Source organism: Paracoccus spongiarum, assembly GCF_030732095.1.
Classification (GTDB): domain Bacteria; phylum Pseudomonadota; class Alphaproteobacteria; order Rhodobacterales; family Rhodobacteraceae; genus Paracoccus; species Paracoccus spongiarum.
Genome location: NZ_JAVAMQ010000004.1, coordinates 265,557 through 286,641, shown reverse-complemented (window position 1 = coordinate 286,641; position 21,085 = coordinate 265,557). Strand labels below are relative to the sequence as shown.

Annotated in this window: 20 protein-coding genes; 8 read left to right on the top strand and 12 right to left on the bottom strand. The window is 67.5% G+C overall.

Translation table 11 applies throughout. The features are described from left to right. Positions 1-13: 13 nt before the first annotated feature. On the bottom strand, positions 14-1,201 hold the full coding sequence (locus Q5Y72_RS06705; protein ID WP_305962616.1) for an MFS transporter: 1,188 nt from the start codon (positions 1,199-1,201) through the stop codon (positions 14-16). Positions 1,202-1,224: 23 nt separating this feature from the next. Then, entirely contained in the window at positions 1,225-1,776 is a 552-nt protein-coding gene (locus Q5Y72_RS06700; protein WP_305962615.1) for a LabA-like NYN domain-containing protein, read from the bottom strand. Positions 1,777-1,881: 105 nt separating this feature from the next. Between Q5Y72_RS06700 and folK the strand changes: the two genes are divergently transcribed. The 4 genes from folK to Q5Y72_RS06680 all read left to right on the top strand — a co-directional run bounded on the left by folK (position 1,882) and on the right by Q5Y72_RS06680 (position 5,860). Continuing rightward, on the top strand, positions 1,882-2,490 hold the full coding sequence (gene folK, locus Q5Y72_RS06695; RefSeq protein ID WP_305962614.1) for a 2-amino-4-hydroxy-6-hydroxymethyldihydropteridine diphosphokinase: 609 nt from the start codon (positions 1,882-1,884) through the stop codon (positions 2,488-2,490). A 107-nt stretch (positions 2,491-2,597) separates the two neighbouring features. After that, positions 2,598-2,951: a DNA-directed RNA polymerase subunit omega gene (gene rpoZ / locus Q5Y72_RS06690; protein WP_305962613.1), complete on the top strand. Its 354-nt coding sequence runs from the start codon at positions 2,598-2,600 to the stop codon at positions 2,949-2,951. A 33-nt stretch (positions 2,952-2,984) separates the two neighbouring features. Beyond that, a complete protein-coding gene (locus Q5Y72_RS06685; RefSeq protein ID WP_305962612.1) occupies positions 2,985-5,099 on the top strand; it encodes a RelA/SpoT family protein in 2,115 nt (704 codons plus the stop codon). 35 nt (positions 5,100-5,134) lie between these two features. Beyond that, positions 5,135-5,860, top strand: a complete 726-nt coding sequence (locus tag Q5Y72_RS06680; protein WP_305962611.1) for a DUF2062 domain-containing protein — start codon at positions 5,135-5,137, stop codon at positions 5,858-5,860. Here the strand turns inward: Q5Y72_RS06680 and Q5Y72_RS06675 are convergent. From Q5Y72_RS06675 to Q5Y72_RS06645, 7 genes are all read right to left on the bottom strand, one after another. Beyond that, a complete protein-coding gene (locus Q5Y72_RS06675; protein WP_305962610.1) occupies positions 5,854-6,762 on the bottom strand; it encodes a 2-hydroxyacid dehydrogenase in 909 nt (302 codons plus the stop codon). The genes Q5Y72_RS06680 and Q5Y72_RS06675 overlap by 7 nt on opposite strands. 4 nt (positions 6,763-6,766) lie before the next feature. Beyond that, positions 6,767-7,906 carry a rod shape-determining protein RodA gene (gene rodA / locus Q5Y72_RS06670; protein ID WP_305962609.1) on the bottom strand — a complete coding sequence of 380 codons (1,140 nt, stop codon included), beginning with the start codon at positions 7,904-7,906 and terminating at the stop codon, positions 6,767-6,769. 12 nt (positions 7,907-7,918) lie between these two features. Beyond that, entirely contained in the window at positions 7,919-9,865 is a 1,947-nt protein-coding gene (mrdA, locus tag Q5Y72_RS06665) for a penicillin-binding protein 2 (RefSeq protein WP_305962608.1), read from the bottom strand. Next, positions 9,862-10,377 (bottom strand): rod shape-determining protein MreD, encoded by a 516-nt coding sequence (locus tag Q5Y72_RS06660; RefSeq protein ID WP_305962607.1) that lies wholly within the window; start codon positions 10,375-10,377, stop codon positions 9,862-9,864. The genes mrdA and Q5Y72_RS06660 overlap by 4 nt, the downstream gene beginning before the upstream one ends. Before the next feature lie 16 nt (positions 10,378-10,393). Next, positions 10,394-11,335: a rod shape-determining protein MreC gene (mreC, locus tag Q5Y72_RS06655; RefSeq protein WP_305962606.1), complete on the bottom strand. Its 942-nt coding sequence runs from the start codon at positions 11,333-11,335 to the stop codon at positions 10,394-10,396. Between the two features lie 23 nt (positions 11,336-11,358). Further along, the gene (locus Q5Y72_RS06650) at positions 11,359-12,393 is read right to left on the bottom strand and encodes a rod shape-determining protein (RefSeq protein WP_305962605.1); all 1,035 of its coding nucleotides are present in this window, start codon (positions 12,391-12,393) and stop codon (positions 11,359-11,361) included. A gap of 216 nt (positions 12,394-12,609) precedes the next feature. Continuing rightward, positions 12,610-14,172 carry a 2-isopropylmalate synthase gene (locus tag Q5Y72_RS06645; RefSeq protein ID WP_305962604.1) on the bottom strand — a complete coding sequence of 521 codons (1,563 nt, stop codon included), beginning with the start codon at positions 14,170-14,172 and terminating at the stop codon, positions 12,610-12,612. Positions 14,173-14,549: 377 nt separating this feature from the next. Here Q5Y72_RS06645 and Q5Y72_RS06640 point away from each other — a divergent pair, with 377 nt between their 5' ends. The 4 genes from Q5Y72_RS06640 (at position 14,550) to fucP (ending at position 17,985) form a co-directional block, all read left to right on the top strand. Beyond that, on the top strand, positions 14,550-14,984 hold the full coding sequence (locus Q5Y72_RS06640) for a universal stress protein (protein ID WP_305962603.1): 435 nt from the start codon (positions 14,550-14,552) through the stop codon (positions 14,982-14,984). 25 nt (positions 14,985-15,009) lie between these two features. After that, a complete protein-coding gene (locus Q5Y72_RS06635) occupies positions 15,010-16,557 on the top strand; it encodes an alanine/glycine:cation symporter family protein (protein ID WP_305962602.1) in 1,548 nt (515 codons plus the stop codon). A gap of 138 nt (positions 16,558-16,695) precedes the next feature. Next, positions 16,696-16,995, top strand: a complete 300-nt coding sequence (locus Q5Y72_RS06630) for an MFS transporter (RefSeq protein ID WP_305962601.1) — start codon at positions 16,696-16,698, stop codon at positions 16,993-16,995. Positions 16,996-16,998: 3 nt separating this feature from the next. Further along, on the top strand, positions 16,999-17,985 hold the full coding sequence (fucP, locus tag Q5Y72_RS06625) for an L-fucose:H+ symporter permease (protein WP_305962600.1): 987 nt from the start codon (positions 16,999-17,001) through the stop codon (positions 17,983-17,985). A 38-nt stretch (positions 17,986-18,023) separates the two neighbouring features. Here the strand turns inward: fucP and Q5Y72_RS06620 are convergent, their stop codons facing one another. The 3 genes from Q5Y72_RS06620 to Q5Y72_RS06610 form a co-directional block, all read right to left on the bottom strand. Next, positions 18,024-19,493: an ABC transporter substrate-binding protein gene (locus Q5Y72_RS06620; RefSeq protein ID WP_305962599.1), complete on the bottom strand. Its 1,470-nt coding sequence runs from the start codon at positions 19,491-19,493 to the stop codon at positions 18,024-18,026. Positions 19,494-19,566: 73 nt separating this feature from the next. Beyond that, positions 19,567-20,259, bottom strand: coding sequence for a CDP-alcohol phosphatidyltransferase family protein (locus Q5Y72_RS06615; RefSeq protein ID WP_305962598.1), 693 nt, complete (start codon positions 20,257-20,259; stop codon positions 19,567-19,569). 48 nt (positions 20,260-20,307) lie between these two features. Further along, positions 20,308-21,054, bottom strand: a complete 747-nt coding sequence (locus Q5Y72_RS06610) for an SseB family protein (RefSeq protein WP_305962597.1) — start codon at positions 21,052-21,054, stop codon at positions 20,308-20,310. Between the last annotated feature and the right edge of the window lie 31 nt (positions 21,055-21,085).

Here is a 21,085-nt window from a genome sequence, read left to right as displayed (position 1 = left end):
ACCGCAGCCGGTATCAGCGGCGGCCCCCGGCCAGCCGCCGCGACGCCTCCATGCCGCGCAGCCGCAGCATCGCCCAGGTACCGATCACCGGCCCGGGCAGCAGAGCAAGGAACGCCCATCGCCAGCCGCCCAGCATCTCGGCGACATGCGGCATCAGCCAGATGGCCAGCACGGTCAGCGCAAAGCCCAGGCTGGTCTGCAAGGTCAGCGCGGTGCCGACCAGCCTTGGATCGGCCAGTTCCGTCACGGCGGCCGAGAACTGCGCGCTGTCGCCGATGACCGCGATCCCCCAGACGATGCCGATCAGCGCCAGACCCCAGGCGGGGCCGTCGAAGGCCAGACCGATCAGCGCCGCGCAGGCGGCCGACACGGCCATCATCCCGGCGGTTGTCAGGCAGCGGCCGATGCGGTCGGACAGCACGCCGCCGAGGATGCAGCCTGCCACGCCCGACGCCACCACCACGAAGGCGAAGGCCGACGGGCTGGCGAAGGGGCCGACGCCCGCCCCGGCCGCCGCGGTGGCGAAGGCAAGAAACCACGCCCACATCGCGTAGAGTTCCCACATATGGCCGAAATAGCCCAGATTTGCCAACAGCACCGGCCGGTCGCGCAGCACCGCCAGCGCCTGCCGGGGATCGAAGGTCGCACGGCCGAAGCCATGCGGCCCCTCGCGCACCATCAGCCCGAAGATCGCCGCCGAACTCAGGGTGGCCAGCGACGCGGCAATGACAACGAGGCGCCAGTCGATGCCGCCGCCCAGCGCGCGGAACAGATGCGGCATGGACGAGCCCAGCGTCAGCCCGGCGATGAGGAAGCCCATCGCAAGACCGCGCCCGCGCAGGAACCACGTCGCCATCAGCTTCATCGCGGGCGGGTACAGCCCCGCCAGCGCGACACCGGTGACGAAACGCGCGGCCAGGGCGCCCGAATATCCGGGCTCCAGCAGCAGACAGGCGTTGGCGGCAGCGGCCAGCAGCGCCGCGCCGGCGATCAGCCGGGTCAGCCGCAGGATGTCGGGCAGGTTCACCAGCGCCGAGGCCAGCGCCCCGACGACGAAACCGATCTGGACGGCATTGGTCAGCCAGCCTGCCTGCGCAGGGTCAAGCCGCCAGTCGCGGATCAGTTCGGGCATGATCTCGGTGGCCGAGAACCAGCAGGTCATCGCCCCCACCACGCCGGTGCAGATCAGCGCCAGCGCCACCCATCTGCCATGCGCCGGGGCTGTCAGGTCTCGGCCTGCGTGGTTTCGCGCGGCGGGCGGCCGATGATGTCGCGCAGGGCGTCAAGCTCGATGAAGTTGTCGGCCTGGCGGCGCAGGTCGTCGGCGATCATCGGCGGCTGGCTGCGGATGGTCGAGACCACCGACACCCGCACCCCCTGGCGTTGCAGCGCCTCGACCAGCGGGCGGAAGTCGCCATCGCCCGAGAACAGCACCGCGTGGTCAAGCCGCGGAGCCAGTTCCATCGCGCTGACCGCCAGTTCGATGTCCATGTTGCCCTTGACCTTGCGGCGACCCATCGAGTCGGTGAATTCCTTGGCCGGCTTGGTGACGACGCAATAGCCGTTGTAGTGCAGCCAGTCCACCAGCGGTCGGATCGGGGAATATTCCTCGCCATCCATCAGCGCGGTGTAGTAATAGGCGCGCATCAGCTTTCCCCTGCGGTCGAATTCCTGTCGCAACAGCTTGTAATCTATGTCGAACCCCAGGGATCTCGCGGCGGCGTAGAGATTGGCGCCGTCGATGAACATCGCCAGTCGGTCGTCCTTGTAAAACATCGGTGTTGCCTTCGATCAGACTTGCAGTAGGTGTGGTCAGGCAGGGTCCGGCGCCGGCGTTCCGGCCCGATGCCCGCCATGGTTTCATAGGACGGTCAGGCGGGCATGGATAGGTTGTCCTTATCGATAGTCGCCCTTGGCGCGAACCTGCCATCGGCTGACGGCAGCGCGAGTGAAACGCTTGGTTCAGCACTGTCCATTCTGCACGCTGAACAGGATATTTCAATAAGCGCCGCCAGCCGGATCTGGCAAACCCCGGCTTATCCTCCGGGCTCCGGCCCCGATTACGCCAATGCGGTGGTGCTTGTCCGGTCGCGGCTCGCACCCGAGGCCCTGCTGGTGCGGCTGCACGCGATCGAGGCGCGGATGGGACGCGATCGCGGCACCGGGCGCTGGTCGGCGCGGGTGCTGGACCTGGACCTGATCGCCGTCGGGAATCTGGTGCGCCCCGATTCCGCGACGCAGCGCGCCTGGGTCGCATTGCCGCCCGCACGGCAGGCCGTCGAGGCGCCGGACCGGCTGATCCTGCCGCATCCGAGGCTTCAGGATCGCGGCTTCGTGCTGGCGCCGCTGGCCGAGATCGCGCCGCACTGGTGCCATCCGCTGACCGGGCGCAGCGTGGCCGGGATGCTGGCGGACCTCGGTGCGCAGGGGCTGGCCGGCATGTCGCCGTTGACCGCGCAGCAAGGTCTCGCGCAGGGTCCGACCCGATGACCGGGCCGACCCGGCGACGCCTTGCCTTTTCCTTGACATTTCCCGGTCTGGCCACCAGAACTCCGGTTTCGCCCCCGATACCCGATTCGAATCTGCACAGGTGAGACATGGCCCGCGTTACGGTTGAAGATTGCGTCGACAAGGTTCCCAACCGCTTTGATCTGGTGATGCTGGCCGCGCATCGGGCCCGCGAGATCGCCGCCGGCAGCCAGGCCACGGTCGACCGCGACAACGACAAGAATCCGGTCGTGGCCCTGCGCGAGATCGCCGACGAGACGCAGCCGGTCGATGACCTGCGCGAGCGGATGATCGAATCGACCCAGACCCAGATCGAGGTCGACGAACCCGAAGAGGATGCGATGGCGCTGCTGCTGGGCGCCGAGATGGATCGTCCCAAGCCCGCCGACGACGAATCGGAAGAGCGGATGCTGCGGATGATGCTGGACGCGAACCAGCGGTAAGACGGCGCGACGGAACGGGGTCTTCGGCAGGACATGATCGACGTCGAAGACCTGATCGCGCTGGTCCGCAACTACAACCCGCGCAGCAATGCCGACCTGATCCGCGATGCCTACGAATACGGGATGCGGATGCATGAGGGCCAGTTCCGCCATTCCGGCGAGCCCTATTTCACCCATCCCATCGCCGTCGCCGCCATCCTGACCGAGATGCGGCTGGACGACGCCACCATCGTTACCGCCCTGCTGCACGACACCGTCGAGGACACGCGATCCACCAAGGAGGATCTGGCGGGGATGTTCGGCAGCGAGATTGCCGATCTCGTCGATGGCGTGACCAAGCTGACCAACCTGCAACTGTCCAGCGCACAGTCGAAGCAGGCCGAGAACTTCCGCAAGCTGTTCATGGCCATGTCGCGCGACCTGCGGGTGATCCTCGTCAAGCTGGCCGACCGTCTGCACAACATGCGCACGATTCGCTCGATGCGGCCCGACAAGCAGGTGCAGAAGGCACGCGAGACGATGGACATCTATGCGCCGCTGGCCGGGCGGATGGGCATGCAGTGGATGCGCGAGGAACTTGAGGACCTGGCCTTCAAGGTCATCAACCACGAAGCCCGCAACTCGATCATCCGCCGTTTCGTCAGCCTGCAACGCGCCTCGGGCGACATCATCGGCCAGATCACCGCCGATATCCGCGCCGAACTGGAACGCGAGGGGATCGAGGCCGACGTGTTCGGCCGGGCCAAGAAGCCCTTCTCGGTGTGGCGCAAGATGCAGGAAAAGCAGCTGGCCTTCTCACGGCTGTCGGACATCTACGGGTTTCGCATCATCACCCGGTCAGAGATGGACTGCTATCGCGCGCTGGGGGTGATCCACCATCGGTGGCGGGCGGTGCCGGGGCGGTTCAAGGATTACATCAGCCAGCCGAAATCGAACGGCTACCGGTCGATCCACACGACCGTCTCGGGGCGTGACGGCAAGCGGGTCGAGGTGCAGATCCGCACCCGCCAGATGCACGAGGTCGCCGAGGCCGGCGTGGCGGCGCACTGGTCCTATCGCGACGGCGTCTTGGCGCGCAACCCCTTCGCCGTCGATCCCGCCGCCTGGATCGACAGCCTGACCGACCGCTTCGATGGCGAGGACCACAACGAGTTCCTCGAGCATGTGAAGCTGGAGATGTATCAGGACCAGGTGTTCTGCTTCACCCCGAAGGGCGACGTGATGCAGCTGCCCAAGGGCGCCACGCCGATCGATTTCGCCTATGCGATCCACACGCGGCTGGGCAATTCCTGCGTCGGCGCCAAGGTGGACGGCATCCGGGTGCCGCTGTGGACGCGGCTGAAGAACGGCCAGTCGGTCGAGGTGATCGCCGCGTCCGGGCAGCGGCCGCAGGCGACCTGGCTGGACATCGTGGTCACCGGCCGGGCCAAGGCCGCCATCCGGCGCAGCCTGCGCGAGGAGGATCGCGACCGCTTCATGCGGCTGGGGCGCGAGTTGGTGCGCGTCAGCTTCGAGCATGTCGGCCGCAAGGTCACCGACAAGGCGCTGCGCACCGCCGCCCGGCAGATGGGCGTCGAGGATGCCGAGGAATTGCTGGCCCGGATCGGCAGCGCCGAGATCTCGGCCAAGGAGGTGCTGTCGGTCCTTTATCCCGAACTGGCCGGCCATCAGGACGAGATCGACGGCAAGCGCCCCTTCGCCGGGCTCGAGGCCGATGCCGAGTTCCAGCGCGCCCCCTGTTGCAGCCCGCTGCCGGGCGAGCGGATCGTGGGCATCACCTATCGCGGCCGCGGCGTGGTCATCCACGCCATCGACTGCCCGGTGCTGGCCGAGTTCGAGGACAGCCCGGATCGCTGGGTCGACCTGCAATGGCGCGAGGGCCGTCACCCTGCGGCCTATTCGACGCTGCTGAACCTGACGATCCGGCATGATGCGGGCGTCCTGGGACGCATCTGTGGCTTGATCGGGGCGCAGGGTGCGAATATCTCGAACCTCGAGTTCATCGACCGAAAGCCGGATTTCTACCGGATCGAGGTCGAGGTCGAGTTGCGCGACCACGAGCATCTGCACAACCTGCTGACCGCGCTGGAGGCGGAAGGCGATGTCGCGCAGGTCGCCCGGATCCGTGACCCGGCGCTGAAACCGTAGTCCGCGGCCCAGCCCGCGAAGCACCGGGTGATATCGTGTTCAAGCGCCGCAAGCCCCGCAGCTATGGCCAGATGGCCAGCGACATGATCTATCCGCCCGGCGGCTGGCGGCGGGCGGGCACCTATGTCCTGCACCGGGTTCGCCGGCTGCCCGACCAGCCGCACCGCATCGGCCGGGGCGTCGCGGCGGGGGTGTTCGTGTCCTTCACGCCGCTGTTCGGGTTGCACTTCCTGTCGGCCGCCGCGGTGGCCTGGCTGATCGGCGGCAATGTGCTGGCCGCGCTGCTGGCGACTTTCGTGGGCAACCCGGTGACTTTTCCCTTCATCGCCGTCGCCGCCGTCGGCCTGGGGCGCGAGATCCTGGGTTATCGCGGCGACATGGGGCCGCAGCGGATCTTCGGCGAATTCGCCGGGGCCAGCACCGAGTTGTGGAACAACCTGGAATCCGTCTTCGGGCCCGAGCGCGTGCATTGGGGTCGCCTGATCGAGTTCTTCCAGCAGATCTACTGGCCCTACATGGTCGGCGGCGCGCTGATCGGGCTGCTGGTCAGCGTCGCCGCGCATTACCTTACGGTGCCGGTGATCCGCGCCTATCACCGGCGGCGCGAGAAGAAGATGGCCTGGCGGATCGAGAAGGTGCGCACGCGAGGTGCGCTTGTGACCACAGCCCGCGAGACCGAGGCCATGAAGCGGGGGGGCGCTGCCCCCCGTCCTGCGGACTCCCCCCGGGATATTTCCCGCACAGGAGATGGGGATCAGTAGCCCCTGACGCGATCGACGAGATGCCGGACGGGCCGGCCCGCCATCGCCCGGCGCAGATTGTCGGCGACGACGGGCGCGGCGGTTTCTGGACGGGTGTCGGCTGCGATATGGGGCGTGACGGTGACACCCGGATGCGCCCAGAAGGGGTGGCCGGGCGGAAGCGGCTCGGTGCGGAACACGTCGAGGACGGCGTGGCCCAGATGGCCGTCATCGAGAGCCGAGATCAGCGCCGCTTCGTCGATCAGCGTGCCGCGGCCGGGATTGATGATCCACGCCCCGCGCGCCAGGCGCGACAGCCGGCCGGCATCCAGCAGGTTGCGCGTGGCCGGGGTATCGGGCAGCAGGCTCACGAGGATCTCGGCGCCATCGAGCGCGGCGCCGGGATCGTCCCCGCCGAGGCTGCGCACCCCATCGACCGCGCGGCCCGAGGCGCTGTAGCCGGTCAGCCGGAACCCGATCGGCGCCAGCATCGCGGCCACGGCGCGGCCCAGTTCGCCCATGCCGAGGATTGTCACCCTGCGGTCGCCGGCCAGCGGCGGCACCTGGCCGTTGCGCCAGATCCCGTCCTGTGCATAGCGGTCCATGCCCAGATGCGCCCGCATCACCCAGCCCGTGCAGTATTCGGCCATGCCGCGCGACAGGCCGGGATCGACCATGCGCGCCAGCGGCTGGGTCAGGCTGGGGTTGGTGACGATGCGCTCGACCCCGGCCCAGAGGCTTTGGACGAGGCGCGCACGGACATAGGGCGACAGATCCTCGATCTCGCCGCCGGGCGCGTAGATGATCGCGTCGAAGCCCGCAGGATCGCCGGACCGGCGCAGGTCCATCTCGGGGCAGGCGGCGGTCAGCGCGGGGGCCCATTCGGCCCACATCGGCGCGGGTGCGGCGAACAGGACGCGCATGGTTCTACCGTGGCCGATGGACATGGGCCGACTGGACCATGCCGAATCCCATCAGCAGGATCATCATCGCCGTGCCGCCATAGCTGACCAGCGGCAGCGGCGAGCCGACCACCGGCAGCAGCCCCATCACCATGCCCATGTTGATCGCGAAGTAGACGAAGAAGGTGCCACTGATGCCGATGGTCAGCAGGGCGCCGAACCGGTCGCGGTTGCTGAGCGCCGAGTAGAGACAGAAGCCGAGGATCAGCGTGTAGAGGATCAGCAGCGAGATCGCCCCGACGAAGCCGAATTCCTCGGCCAGCACGGTGAAGATGAAGTCGGTCTGCTTCTCGGGCAGGAAGTTGAGCCGCGACTGCGTGCCCTGCATGAAGCCACGTCCCGACCAGCCCCCCGAGCCCAGCGCGATCTGGGCCTGGGTGATGTTGTAGCCCGCGCCGAGAGGATCGACCGAGGGATCGAGGAAGGTGTCGATGCGGCGATACTGGTAGTCCTTCAGAAGCTGCCAGTCGGTGCCGCGGCTTTCCAGCACGGCATAGACGAGGCCCACGACCGCGCCGATGACCACGCCGAAATACCACAACGAGACGCCCGCCGCGAACATCAGGATGCCGCCGCCCGCCACCAGCATGATCGAGGTGCCGAGATCCGGCTGCTTCAGCACCAGCGCGGTCGGCAGCAGGATCAGCGCCACCGGGATCAGCACCCACAGCGGGCGCGACACCCGGCGCAGCGGCAGCCAGTCGTAATAGGCGGCCAGCATCAGCACGAGGGCGATCTTCATCAGTTCCGAGGGTTGCAGCCGGACCGGGCCGAGGTCGATCCAGCGTTGCGCGCCCATGCCGATGTCGCCCACCAGTTCGACCGCGACCAGCAGAAGCAGGCAGAGAACATAGGCGAAGATCGACACGCCGCGCCAGAACCACATCGGCACGAAAGCCAGCGCGAACATCGCGGCCATCCCCGCCCCGAAGCGATACATCTGCGGCTCGGCCCAGGTCTCGGCGCGGCCGCCGGCCACGGAATACAGCATCAGGAAGCCGAAGCAGGCGACCGCGGCCAGCAGGAACACCAGCGGCCAGTTCAGGTACAGGATCTTGCGAAACCCGGTCGGAACACGGGTGACATCGTAGTCCAGATAGGCCATCGCCCGCCTCCCTCAGGCCCGCGTCCGGCCGGGCTTCGGCGGCTCGGGGGTATAGAGCTGCATGGCGTTGTGGCGTTCCTCCAGCGCGGCGCGCTGATCGGAGGGCACGGCGTCCAGCGGCGGCAGCCCGCCCGCCAGCGCGAACAGCAGGATGTCGCGCGCGATGGGCGCGGCGGCCGTCGATCCGCCGCCGCCATGTTCGACCACCACCGATACCGCATAGCGCGGCGCCTCGTAGGGCGCGTAGCAGACGAACAGCGCGTGATCGCGGCGGTTCCAGGGCAGCTGTTCGTTCGAGACGACGCCGCGCGCCCGCTCTGCGGCGGTGATGTTGCGCACCTGGCTGGTGCCGGTCTTGCCGGCCATGCGCCATTCCTCCCGCTCGATCCGCGAGCGGCGCGCGGTGCCCTGTCCGCCATTCATGACCGCCTCCATGCCGGCGCGGGCAAGGTTCAGGTTCGTCCTGTCCAGCCCGAGTTCGGCCGCCTCGGGGATCGGCTGCGGCACGCCGTCGATCGCGCGCACCAGCCGCGGCGCCACCGCGCGGCCCGAGGCGATGCGGGCCGTCATCACCGCCAGTTGCAGCGGCGAGGCCAGCACATAGCCCTGCCCGATCGAAGCGTTCAGGCTGTCGCCGATCTGCCAGGCCTGATCGTAACGCTGCCGCTTCCAGTCGCGGTCCGGGGCGATGCCCTCGGCCACCGCCGACATCGGCAGTTCGTGGCGCACCCCGATGCCCAGGCGCCGGGCCATCGCGCCGATGCGGTCGATTCCGATGCGCTGCGACAGCTCGTAATAATAGACGTCGCAGCTTTGCTCGAGGCTCTGGATGGCATTCATGGTGCCGTGGCCGCCGCGCCGCCAGCAGTGAAAGCGACGCCCGCCGACCTCGGTGGATCCGGGGCAGAAAAAGCGGGAATTCGCGTTGATCAGCCCCGATTCCAGCCCGGCCAGCAGCGTCACCATCTTGAAGGTCGAGCCGGGCGGGTAGACGCCCTGCACGGTCTTGTCGGCCAGCGGACGGTGGTCGTGGTTCATCAGCGCCCGGTAGTCCGGCCCCGAGATGCCGCGCACGAACTTGTTCGGATCGAAGCTGGGCGAGGAACAGATGGTCACCAGGTCGCCCGTCTGGACATCCATCACGACCGCCGCGGCGCTTTCGCTGCCCATTCGTTGCGCGGCGTAGTTCTGCAACCGGGCGTCGATGGTCAGTTGCACGGTGGCGCCCTGCTCGCCCTCCTGCCGGCCCAGTTCGCGCATCTCGCGGCCGGCGCTGTTCACCTCGACCCGGCGGGCGCCGGCACGGCCGCGCAACACCTCTTCCAGCTTGGCCTCGACGCCGATCTTGCCCAGCTGGAATTCGGGCAGCATCAGCACCGGGTCGGGATCCTCGATCTTCGACAGGTCGTAGTCGGAGACGGGGCCGACATAACCCATGACATGCGCCAGGTCGCCGCCGCGCGGATAGGCACGCGACAGCCCGGATTCCGGCGTCACTCCGGCCAGCGCGGGTGCGTTCACCGCGATCGAGCCGAACTGTTCCCAGGTCAGCCGGTCGGCAATGACGATGGGGGTGATCGCGCTGCGCCTGGAAAATTCTTCCAGAAGCTCGGCCATGCGCGCCTCGCTGATCGGGATGAGACGCGACAGGCGGCGCAGCACCGGCTCGACCTCGCCGCCCGCCTCTTCGCGGGTCAGGGTGACGCGGTAATTCTGTTCGTTGCCCGCGATCACCAGCCCGTTGCGGTCGTGGATCAGCCCGCGGGCCGGCGGCAGCAGCCGGATCTTGATCGAGTTGCCGTCGGCCAGCATCCGGTATTCCTCGGCATGCTCAAGCTGCATCGACCGCAGCCGCAGGGCCAGCGTCGTGACCACGCCCAGCTGGATGCCGGCCAGCAGCAGTCCGCGCCGACCCAGCTTTCGGACCCCGTCCTGCGTCTCACGCTCGACCTTTTTCATCGGACCTGTCTCGTCACGTCGGCACCACCATGGCCAGAGCGGCGCAGGCCGATCAGCCAGCGCGCCGCGAAGACGACCGGCGGATAGGCCGCCAGGGTCGCCAGATATTGCAGAAGCACCTGCCCCAGGGCGGGCACGGGCATCAGCGAGATCAGCAACACCAGGCGGTTGGCCAGCGTCATCGCCCCGATCAGCATCGCGACACGCAGCCATTCAACCATGAATGGCTGGTCGCGCCAACGGGGTTCACGCAGCCGTGCGGCCTCGGTCGCCAGCAGCATCAGCGCCGCCCACAGCCCGATCGGGCGCAGCAGCAGCAGATCCTCGACCAGGAAAGCCAGCGCGATGGCCAGTGCCGGGATCTGGTCGGGCCGGCGCAGCACCCAGGCAAAGGTCAGCGCCAGCCCCAGATCCGGGCCGGGCCAGCCGGTCATCCCGCTGGACAGCGGCAGCAGGCGCAGCAGGATCAGCAGCGCCATGCACAGCAGGAACAGCGCCGTGCCCAGCAGCATCCGCCGGCCCGGCCCCTCAATCATTGTCGCCGCCGGCTGCCAGCGGATCGGCGGCCTGCGCGGCCTCGACGGGCGAGGTCGGCAGTTGCGGGCCGATCGGACCCTGATCGCCGGGGGTGATGATCGTGCCGGCATCCACGACATTCTCGGCCGGGTGCGAGCGCAGCACCCGCAGGAATTCCAGCCGGCTGTAATCGGCGGCCATGCGCAGGCGCATCCGGCCGTCGCTGCCCTGCACCACCTGCCCGGCCAGCAGTCCCGGCGGGAACACGCCGCCGTCGCCCGAGGTCACCACGCGGTCGCCCGGGCGGACATCCTCGAGGCTTTCGATGAAGTCCAGCACCGGCAGCGAGGTGTTGTCGCCGGTCAGCAGCGCCCGGTCGCCCGAGGGCTGGATGGTGACCGGGATGCGCGACGAGGGATCGGTCAGCAGCACCACCCGGCTGGTGCGCTGGCCCACGCCCGAGATCCGGCCGACGAGGCCCAGCCCGTCCATCGTCGCCCAGCCGTCCACGATGCCGTCGCGGGCGCCCACATTGATCAGGACCGATTGCCGGAAGGCCGAGCCGCTGTCCACGGTGACCAGCGCGGTCACGCTGGTCAGGGCTGGATCGATGCGGACGTTGTTCTGGGCCAGTAGCTTGGAATTCTCCTGCTCCAGCTGCACGGCGGCCTCGCGCCAGGCCTGCATCTTCTGCAACTCGCGCCGCAGTTCCTGGTTCTGCTCGTAGATGCGGGCATAGGACTGGAAGCCCGCGATCATCTGGCTGGCCTTGTTGACCGGCGCCAGAACCCATTCGAAGCTTGGCACCACGCGGTCGATGATGGCGATACGCATGCGTTCGGCGCGCGGGCTGTCGATCCGCCAGAACAGGAACAGCGCAATCAGCATGATCGCCAGCAGCGCGATCAGCACGCGCCGGACGGGGGTGGCGAAATCGGGTCCCTTGCGCGCCATTCAGCGCCTCCGCACGGGCAGGATCAGCTGTCGTAGTCGATGACGTGGCGCAGCTGCTTCTCGAATTCCAGAGCCTTGCCGGTGCCCAGCGCCACGCAGCTCATCGGCTGGTCGGCCAGGGTGATCGACAGGCCGGTCTGCTCGCGCAGCGCCAGGTCCAGATCGCCCAGCATCGCACCGCCGCCGGTCAGCATCACGCCGCGATCGACGATGTCGGCGGCCAGATCGGGAGGCGTCGCTTCCAGCGCGACCATGACCGCCTCGCAGATCGCCTGCATCGGCTCGGCCAGCGCCTCGGCGACCATCGCCTGGCTGATCTCGATTTCCTTGGGGATGCCGTTCAGCAGGTCGCGTCCGCGCACCATGATGGTGGCGCCGCGCCCGTCATCGGGCATCCGCGCGGTGCCGATCGAGGTCTTCACCCGTTCGGCGGTCGAATCGCCGATCAGCATGTTCTGGTTGCGGCGCAGATAGTTGATCAGCGCCTCGTCCATCCGGTCGCCGCCGATGCGGACCGAGCGCGCATAGACCACATCGCCCAGCGACAGCACTGCGACCTCGGTGGTGCCGCCGCCGATATCGACGACCATGCTGCCGGTGGGTTCGGTGATCGGCATGCCGGCGCCGATGGCCGCCGCGATCGGTTCCGCGATCAGCCCGGCCTTGCGCGCGCCCGCCGACAGCACCGACTGGCGGATCGCGCGTTTCTCGACGGGGGTGGCGCCATGGGGCACGCAGACGATGATCTTGGGCTTCGAGAAGGTCGTGCGCCGGAACACCTTCTTGATGAAGTGCTTGATCATTTCCTCGGCGCTGTCGAAATCGGCGATGACACCCTCGCGCATCGGGCGGATCGCCTCGATGCTGCCGGGGGTGCGGCCCAGCATCAGTTTCGCGTCCTCGCCCACCGCCAGCACCTGACGCTTGCCGTCCTTGACGTGGTAGGCCACGACCGAGGGCTCGTTCAGGATGATGCCCTTGCCCTTGACATAGATCAGCGTGTTCGCCGTGCCGAGGTCGATTGCGATGTCGGTCGAAAACAACCCGCCGAATGCCATGCCCGTATCCTTTCGCGCCGGTTTCTCCGGCCCTGTCCGTTTCTGAACGCCCGATAGGCCGCCAGCCGGAATCGCCCGGCACACGGCGTTGCCCCATATAAAAGCTGCAACGCACGCGCGAAAGCCCCGATCAAGACCCGTCCGGGGAAAGGATCGGCCCGCGCGCCGGTTGTGCAACAGGTCGCCCCCGTCGCGTCAGGGGCGACCTGCCACCGATCAGTGCGAATACATGCTGATCTGCTTGGCGTCGCTGTCGCGGCCGGTCTGGGCGCGGCGCATGATCAGGTGGTTCAGCGCCCCGACATAGGCTTTCACGCTGGCCAAAATCGTGTCGGTATCGGCGGCCTGGCCATTCACGATGCGGCCGTCCTCTTCCATGCGGACGCTGACGGTGGCCTGCGCATCGGTGCCCTCGGTCACGGCATGGACCTGATACAGCTTCAGCCGTGCCTCGTGCGGGAAGATCTGCTTGACCGCGTTGAAGCAGGCATCGACCGGGCCATCGCCGGTCGCGTGAACGGTCTTTTCCTCGCCATCCACGATCATCGTCAGATCGGCGGTCTGGCCGTCGCTGCCGCAGACGACGCGCAGATGCTTGACCTGCAGGTGATCGTCGCCGGTATTGGCGGCGGCATCCTGCACCAGCGCGACGATATCCTCGTCATAGACTTCCTTCTTGCGGTCGGCGAGCGCCTTGAACCGCACGAAGATGTCCTTCAACTGGTTGTCGCCCACCTCATAGCCCAGATCGGCCAGCTTGGCGCGCAGCGCGGCGCGGCCGGAATGCTTGCCCATCGCGATGTTGGTCTCGTTCAGGCCGATATCGGCGGGGCGCATGATCTCGAAGGTCTCGACATTCTTCAGCACGCCGTCCTGATGGATGCCGCTTTCGTGCAGGAAGGCGTTCTTGCCGACGATCGCCTTGTTGAACTGCACCGCAAAGCCGGACACCTGCGCCACCCGCCGCGACAGGTTCATGATCTTCGTCGTGTCGATACCGGTGTCATAGGGCATGATGTCGTGACGCACCCGCATGGCCATCACCACCTCTTCCAGCGCGGTGTTGCCGGCGCGTTCGCCCAGCCCGTTGATGGTGCATTCGATCTGCCGCGCGCCGGCCTCGACCGCGGCAAGGCTGTTGGCCGTCGCCATGCCCAGATCGTTGTGGCAATGGGTGGCGAAGATGATGTCGTCGGCGCCCGGCACCCGTTCCAGCAGCATCCGGATCAGATCCGCGCTTTCGCGGGGCGCGGTATAGCCCACCGTGTCGGGAATGTTGATCGTTCTCGCCCCCGCCCGGATGGCGATTTCCACCACCCGGCACAGATAGTCATGTTCGGTCCGGGTCGCGTCCATCGGCGACCATTGCACGTTGTCGCAGAGGTTGCGGGCATGGGTCACGGTCTGTTCGATCCGCTCGGCCATCTGGTCCATGTCCAGATTGGGAATCGCGCGGTGAAGCGGCGAGGTGCCGATGAAGGTGTGGATGCGCGGGCGTCGCGCGTGGCGCACGGCCTCCCAGCAGCGGTCGATATCGGGCAGTTGCGCGCGGGCGAGGCCGCAGATCACGGCGTTGCGCGACAGCCTGGCGATCTCGCTGACGGCGGCGAAATCGCCCTCCGAGGCGATCGGGAAGCCGGCCTCGATGATGTCCACGCCCATCTCGTCCAGCATGGCGGCGATTTCCAGCTTTTCGGCGTGGGACATGGTGGCGCCGGGCGATTGCTCGCCGTCGCGCAGGGTCGTGTCAAAGATGTAGACGCGGTTCTTGTCGGTCATGGGTCAGTCTTTCTTACGCGGGATGTTCGGGTCTGGCCGGGCACGATCCTGGCTGAGCGGCGGCCCGGAAGACCCGCTCAGCGCAGCGTAAGAAGCAGCAGACCGCGGAGCTGCACGACCGGGGCCGCGCCCAGGCGCGGGGTCGGGATGCTGGCAACGGGGCGAATCCGGGTCATGGGCCGGAATATGCAGGGCGCGGCGCGGCTTGAAAAGCGAAAAGTCGGCAGTTTGTCCTGCGCAGCAGCGCCCGCGGACATGCCGGACTATAGGCGCATTCACGGATCCGTCATGTTTTTTCTCGCTCCGTCGACGGACCCGGGTCTATGCTCGGGCCATCGACACGACAAAAGTAGTAGAACGACAACGGGGGAAGGCAGATGCCAAGAAAGATCGTCGTCGGATATGACGGCAGCGACACGTCACGACGCGCCCTGGATTTCGCGGTCGGAATCGCGAAAACCAATGATGACCAGATCATTCTCGCCCATGTGCTTGAATGGTCTCCCTACAGTTTCCTGACGCCCGACGAGATCGAGGAACGACACCAGCGTCGGCAGGACGAACTGGAACGGGCCGAGGCGGTCGTCATCGCGCCGGTCGCCGAGCAGACCCGCACTACCGGTCTGACCGTCTCGACCGTGCTGAGATACGGCCATATCGCCGAGACATTGTGCGAGATAGCGAAGGAACAGGGCGCGGACCTGATCTTCATCGGGCGGATGGGGCATTCCGGCCTTTCCGCGCGCATCTTCGGATCGGTCGCAGGCACCCTGGCGCAGGTTGCGCCGGTGCCGGTCACCATCGTGCCGTGAACCGACGGAACAGGAGCGACATCCCATGAATTTTCGACCCTTTGCACTGATCCTTGCCACGGTGACGGCCGGCCTTGCGGCCGCAGCGCCCGCCGCGGCCCAGACCATCGACGAGCGCGTGAACGAGATCTTCGCAAGCTCGACCGGCTGGTTCGTCAATTTCATCTTCGCGAACTTCCCGGGCACGAGCTTTCCGTGGATCGTGGCCTGGCTGGTGATCGGCGCCACCGTGTTCACGATCTATTTCGGCTTCATCCAGTTCCGCGCCTTCGGACACTCCATCGCACTGGTGCGGGGTGACTATTCCGACCCCAATGACGCCGGCGAAGTCAGCCACTTCCAGGCGCTGGCCACGGCGCTGTCGGGCACGGTCGGGCTGGGCAACATCGCGGGCGTCGCCGTTGCGGTCAGCGTCGGCGGGCCGGGCGCGACCTTCTGGATGATCCTCGCCGGGCTTCTGGGCATGGCCTCGAAATTCACCGAATGCACCCTGGGCGTGAAATATCGCAACGAATATGCCGACGGCAAGGTGTCGGGCGGGCCGATGTACTACATGGTCAAGGGCTTTGCCGAACGCGGGCTGCCGGGCGGCAGGTTCATGGCGATCCTGTTCGCGATCTTCTGCATCCTCGGCAGCTTTGGCGGCGGGAACATGTTCCAGTCGAACCAGGCCCACGCGCAGCTGACCAATGTGTTCGGGGCCTATCCGGGCTGGATCACCGGCGTGATCTTCGCTGTGATCGTGTTCCTCGTGATCGTCGGCGGGCTCAAGTCGATCGCCCGCGTCACCGAGAAGATCGTCCCGCTGATGGGCGTCATCTATGTCGGCACAGCGCTGATCATCATCGTGATGAACGCCGGCATGATCGGCGACGCCTTCGGGCAGATCTTCCGGGGCGCATTTACCTGGGACGGCGCCGTGGGCGGGGCCATCGGCGCGCTGATCCAGGGCTTCCGCCGCGCCGCCTTCTCGAACGAGGCGGGCGTCGGCTCGGCGGCCATCGCGCACTCGGCGGTGCGCACCAAGGAGCCGATCACCGAGGGCTTCGTGTCGCTGCTTGAGCCGTTCATCGACACCGTGGTGATCTGCACCATGACCGCGCTGGTCATCGTCATCACCGGCCAGCTGATCACCGACCCCAACACCGGCATGTTCATCCTGAACGAGGCGGGAACCCGCATCCAGACCATCGGCGACACCAGCGGGGTCGCGCTGACCTCGGCGGCGTTCAGCAGCGCCTTTGGCTGGTTCCGCTATGTGCTGGCGGTCGCGGTGATCCTGTTCGCCTTCTCGACGATGATCTCGTGGAGCTATTACGGCCTGAAGGCCTGGACCTTCCTGTTCGGCGAGGGCCAGACGAAAGAGCTGATCTTCAAGGTCATCTTCTGCATCTTCGTCATCATCGGCGCTGCGGCGAACCTTGGGCCGGTGATCGACTTCTCGGACGCGGCCATCTTCGCCATGGCGGTGGTGAACATCATCGCGCTGTATCTGCTGATGCCGATCGTCAAGGCCGAGATGAACAGCTATCTCTCGCGGCTGAAATCGGGCGAGATCCGCAAGTTCGCCTGACGGCGGACGGGCGGCGACACGACAGGGGGCGGTGCGCGATGCACCGCCCCTTTCGTTTGCCGCAACGTCATTTTCTGGCTGTTAGCGCAAAAGCATGCGATTATCCCCCCCGTATCCTGTCAGCAGGGAGGAGACCGGATGTCGGAACGTCGTTTTGTGCATGAGGGGATGTTGCTGCCCTTCGTGATCCTGGTAACCTGCTTTGCCGCCTGGGGAATCGCGGCGAACATGACCGATCCGCTGGTGCAGGTGTTTTCGCGGATCTTCTCGATGAGCACGCTTCAGGCGTCCTTCGTGCAGTTCTGTTATTACGGGGCCTATTTCCTGCTGGCCCTGCCCGCGGCCTTCATCAACCGACGCTTTTCCTACAAGACCGGCGTGCGGGTCGGGCTGGGCTGCGCGATCTGCGGCGCGTTCATGTTCTACCCCGCCGCGTAGGCGATGACCTTCGGCTTCTTTCTCGCCGCGCTGTTCCTGCTGGCGGGCGGGCTGTCGATCCTTGAAACCTCGGCCAACCCCTTCGTGATCGCGATGGGACCCGAGGCGAACGCCACCCGCCGGCTGAACTTCGCGCAGGCGTTCAACCCGGTCGGCACCAATATCGGCGTGCTGCTGGCCGCCACGCTGATCCTGCCCCGGCTGAACACCGCCTCGGCCGAGGAACGCGCCGCGATGGCACCCGAGGCGCTGCGCGCGGTGCAGCAGGGCGAATTGCAGGCCGTGATGGTCCCCTATGTCGGCTTTGCCTTCGTGCTTCTGGCGATCTGGATCGCCATCGCGCTGATCCGCATGCCGACCGAGGCCGAGGTCCGGCTGGAGACCGACCACGAGGTGCATTTCACCGCCACGCTGCGCCGGCTTCTGGCCAATCGCCACTATGTCTTCGGCGTCGTCGCGCAGTTCTTCAACGTGGCCGCGCAGACCTGCGTCTGGACCTTCACCATCCAGTACGTCATGGCCGCCATCGGCGGCAACGAGGCGCAGGCGGGCTGGTATCTGCAGGCCAGCCTGATCGTGTTCCTGATCTCGCGCTTCGTGATGGTCTGGCTGATGGGCTTCCTGCGCCCGGCGATGCTGCTGGCGGCGATGGCGCTGGCGGGCACGGCGCTGTGCCTGTTCGCGGTGTCCAGCCCGAACATGGCGGGGGTCTGGGCGGTGGTCGCGCTGTCGGCCTGCCTGTCGCTGATGTTCCCGACGATCTACGGGATCGCGCTGCATGGCCTCGGTGAGGACACCAAGTTCGGCGCGGCCGGGCTGGTCATGGCCATCCTTGGCGGCGCGCTGATGCCGCTGGTGCATGGCGCGGTGATGGATGCGCGGGGGGCCGCCACCTCGTATCTCGTGCCGGCGCTGTGTTTCCTCGTGGTCGCGGCCTACGGGGTCTTCGACCTGCGCGCCAAGTCGCGCGGGGTCGGCGCCTCCGGCTGACGGGTCGTGGCGCAGGCCGGGGGGCCGGCGCCGCGCCCTCATTCGGTCCAGCGCACCCCGGTCAGGTCGTTGGCCTGGGTCGGCGCGTTCTGCCACAGCCCCTCGATCCGCGCATCGGCCACGCCCGTCTTGGCCAGTTGGAACAGGAAGGCGTTGACGTAATCCTCGGCAATCATCTGCTGGGCCTCGCGATACAGGGCGCTGCGCTGGTCGGGCGCGGTCGCGGATTTCAGCCGGTCCATCAGCGCGACGAAGTCGGGCCGGGCGTATCTGAAATAGTAATCGGGCCGGGCATAGATATCGATGTCCAGCGGCTCGGTATGGCTGACGATGGTCAGGTCGAAATCGCCGCCCTTGAACACCGTCTCCAGCCACTGCGCCCATTCCATGTTGGTGATCTCGGTCTCGATGCCCACCCCGCGCAGCTGCGCCGCGATGATCTCGCCGCCGCGGCGGGCATAGGCGGGCGGCGGCAACGCCAGCCGCAGCCGGATCGGCCCCGCCCCCGCCTCGGCCAGCGCCTGCTTGGCCAGCGCCGGATCGAAGGCCGAGCGGTCGACGAGATCGACGTAATCGGGGTGATGCGGCGCGAAATGGCTGCCGATCGGCGTGCCATAGCCGAACATCGCCCCCTCGATGATGTCCTGCCGGTTGATCGCATGGGCAATCGCCTTGCGGACCCGCAGGTCGTCCAGCGGCGGGCGGCTGTTGTTCATCGCCAGGATCGTCTCGCCCTCGGTCGTGCCGATGATGACGCTGAAGCGCGGATCGGCCTCGAACTGCGGCAGCACCTCGGGCGCGGGAAAGTTCGGGAAGGCATCGACATCGCCCGCCATCATCGCCGCGAAGGCGGCCGTGGGGTCGCTGATGAAACGGAAGGTGGCGGTCTTCAGGGCGGGCTTTTCGCCCCAGTAGCCGTCAAAGGCCTCCAGCACGACCCGGTCGCCCTGCACCCATTGCCCGAAGCGGAACGGTCCGGTGCCGACCGGCTTCGTGGCCAGGTCGGCGGCGCTGGCCGCGTCGACCATCACCGCGTCACCCCAGGCCATCTTGAAGGGAAAATTGCCGTCCGCCGCCCGCAGCGTCACGCGCACGGTCTGCGGATCGACCGCTTCGACCGTCTCGATGCCCTCGAACAGGACCTTCTGGGCATTGGTCGAATCGTCCGCGCGCGCGCGATCCAGCGAGAAGACCACATCCTCGGCGTCGAAGGCGGCACCGTCATGGAAGGTGACGCCTGGCTGCAGGCGGAAGACATAGACCCTGCCCTCGTCCTGCGCCTCCCAGCTTGCGGCCAGCGCGGGCAGGATGCTTCCATCCGGGCCAAAGCGGGTCAGCCCCTCGAAGAGATTGGCATAGACGATCTCGTCGATGGCCGCGGCGGCGCCGCCGGTCGGGTCGAGGTTCGGCGGCTCGAGGACCATCCCGAGGGTGATCCCGTCCTGCGCCTCGGCGGCACCGGCCAGCAGCGCCAGCGCCGCCACCGATGATTTCAGGATATCCAGCATGCGACGCCCCCGATCCATGATGCCTCGCGGCGATCATCGGCCGGAACCGCGTCTCAGGCAAGCACCCGAAATCCTAGCGCCGATCAGGGATCACCTGCTGGGCGGCGCCGGCCAGCATCAGCCACAGCGAGGTCAGCACCAGCCCCCAGATCGCCCAGCTTGAGGGGTGGAACTCGACCCAGGCGGCGCGGCCCGCAAACACCACCCACATCACCGCCACCGGCAGGGTGATGGCGCGCCAGCGTTCGGTGCGGACCGGGTGGACGAACTTGATGTTGCTGAACATCGCCACGCTCAGCGCGACGACGATGGCCAGGATGATGACCCAGTGCGGCTTGACCGCGAACAGCACCAGCACGACCATGTTCCAGCAGCCCGGAAAGCCCGCAAAGGAATTGTCGCGCGTCTTCATCCGGGTATCGGCGAAATAGATGACGCTGGCGAAGACGATCACGATGATCGCGAACCAGCCGGTCCAGCCCGACAGCAGCCCCGACTGGAACAGCGCGAAGGCGGGGATGAACACATAGGTCAGGTAGTCGATGATCAGGTCCATCAGGACGCCGTCATAGGTCGGCCAGTTCCGCTTGACCTCATAGCGGCGGGCCAGCGGACCGTCGATGCCATCGACCACGAAGGCCACCACCAGCCACAGGAACATCATCGGCCAGTCGCCCTGCACGGCCTCCAGCATGGCCAGCATCGACAGCACCGCGCCGGTCGCGGTCAGCAGATGGACGGACAGGGCCTTGTGTTTCAGGTGCATCGGACCGTTCTGGCAAATCGCCGGCCCTGGCGCAACAGGGCCGAGGGTTCAGCGCAGGATGGGCGGGCCCTTGGGGCGCGCGGGCAACGGCGCCGGCGCGGGCTGCGGTTCCAGGTCGAAGCGCAGCGCGCCGGCCGGCGGCGGGGCGTCGGAAAAGCTGATGTCGACGCCGCCGGGCTGGGGCGGCAGGAAGGCCAGCGCCTCGGCCAGCGCCTTGGCCACGGCGGGCTGGCGGTCGGCCGCGCAGCCCGCGACCAGCAGCAGATGCGCCGCCGGCACGCCAGCCTCCCCGCGCACGCCCGACAGCGCGGCGCCGCTGATCAGCCCGTGCATGTCGCCCAGACGCTCGGCCAGGGGCGCGGCCAGCGCGGCCACGGTGTCGGGCGCGGGCGCGGTCAGGCGCAGCCGCGCCTCGTCCGCGACCGGGCTTGCCGCCAGGGCACCCGACAGCCAGTCCAGCGTCACGCCGTCCAGCAGCATCTCGGAGGGGTGGCCGGGATTGACCAGCAGCCCCGCGCCTGTCTGGCGCAGCAGCCCGGCCAGCACCCGGCCGGGCATCGCCGCATAGGCGACCGCGCGCCCGAAAAAGCCCGACAGCCGGTCCTCGGCGTCGCAGGCCAGCGCGACCTCCTGGCCGTCCAGCGGGAACATCATCAGCTGCACCGCGTCGCCTGCGGGTTCGGCGGCAAGCGCCACCGACAATTCGGTATCGGCCAGCCGCGACAGCATCCGGGCGCGACCCGGCGCGTCGGCGTCATGGAACGGCGTGGTGGCAAGATCGTCAAGCGCGGACATCGGCGGCCCCTGTCTGGTCCGCCCTGCCCTA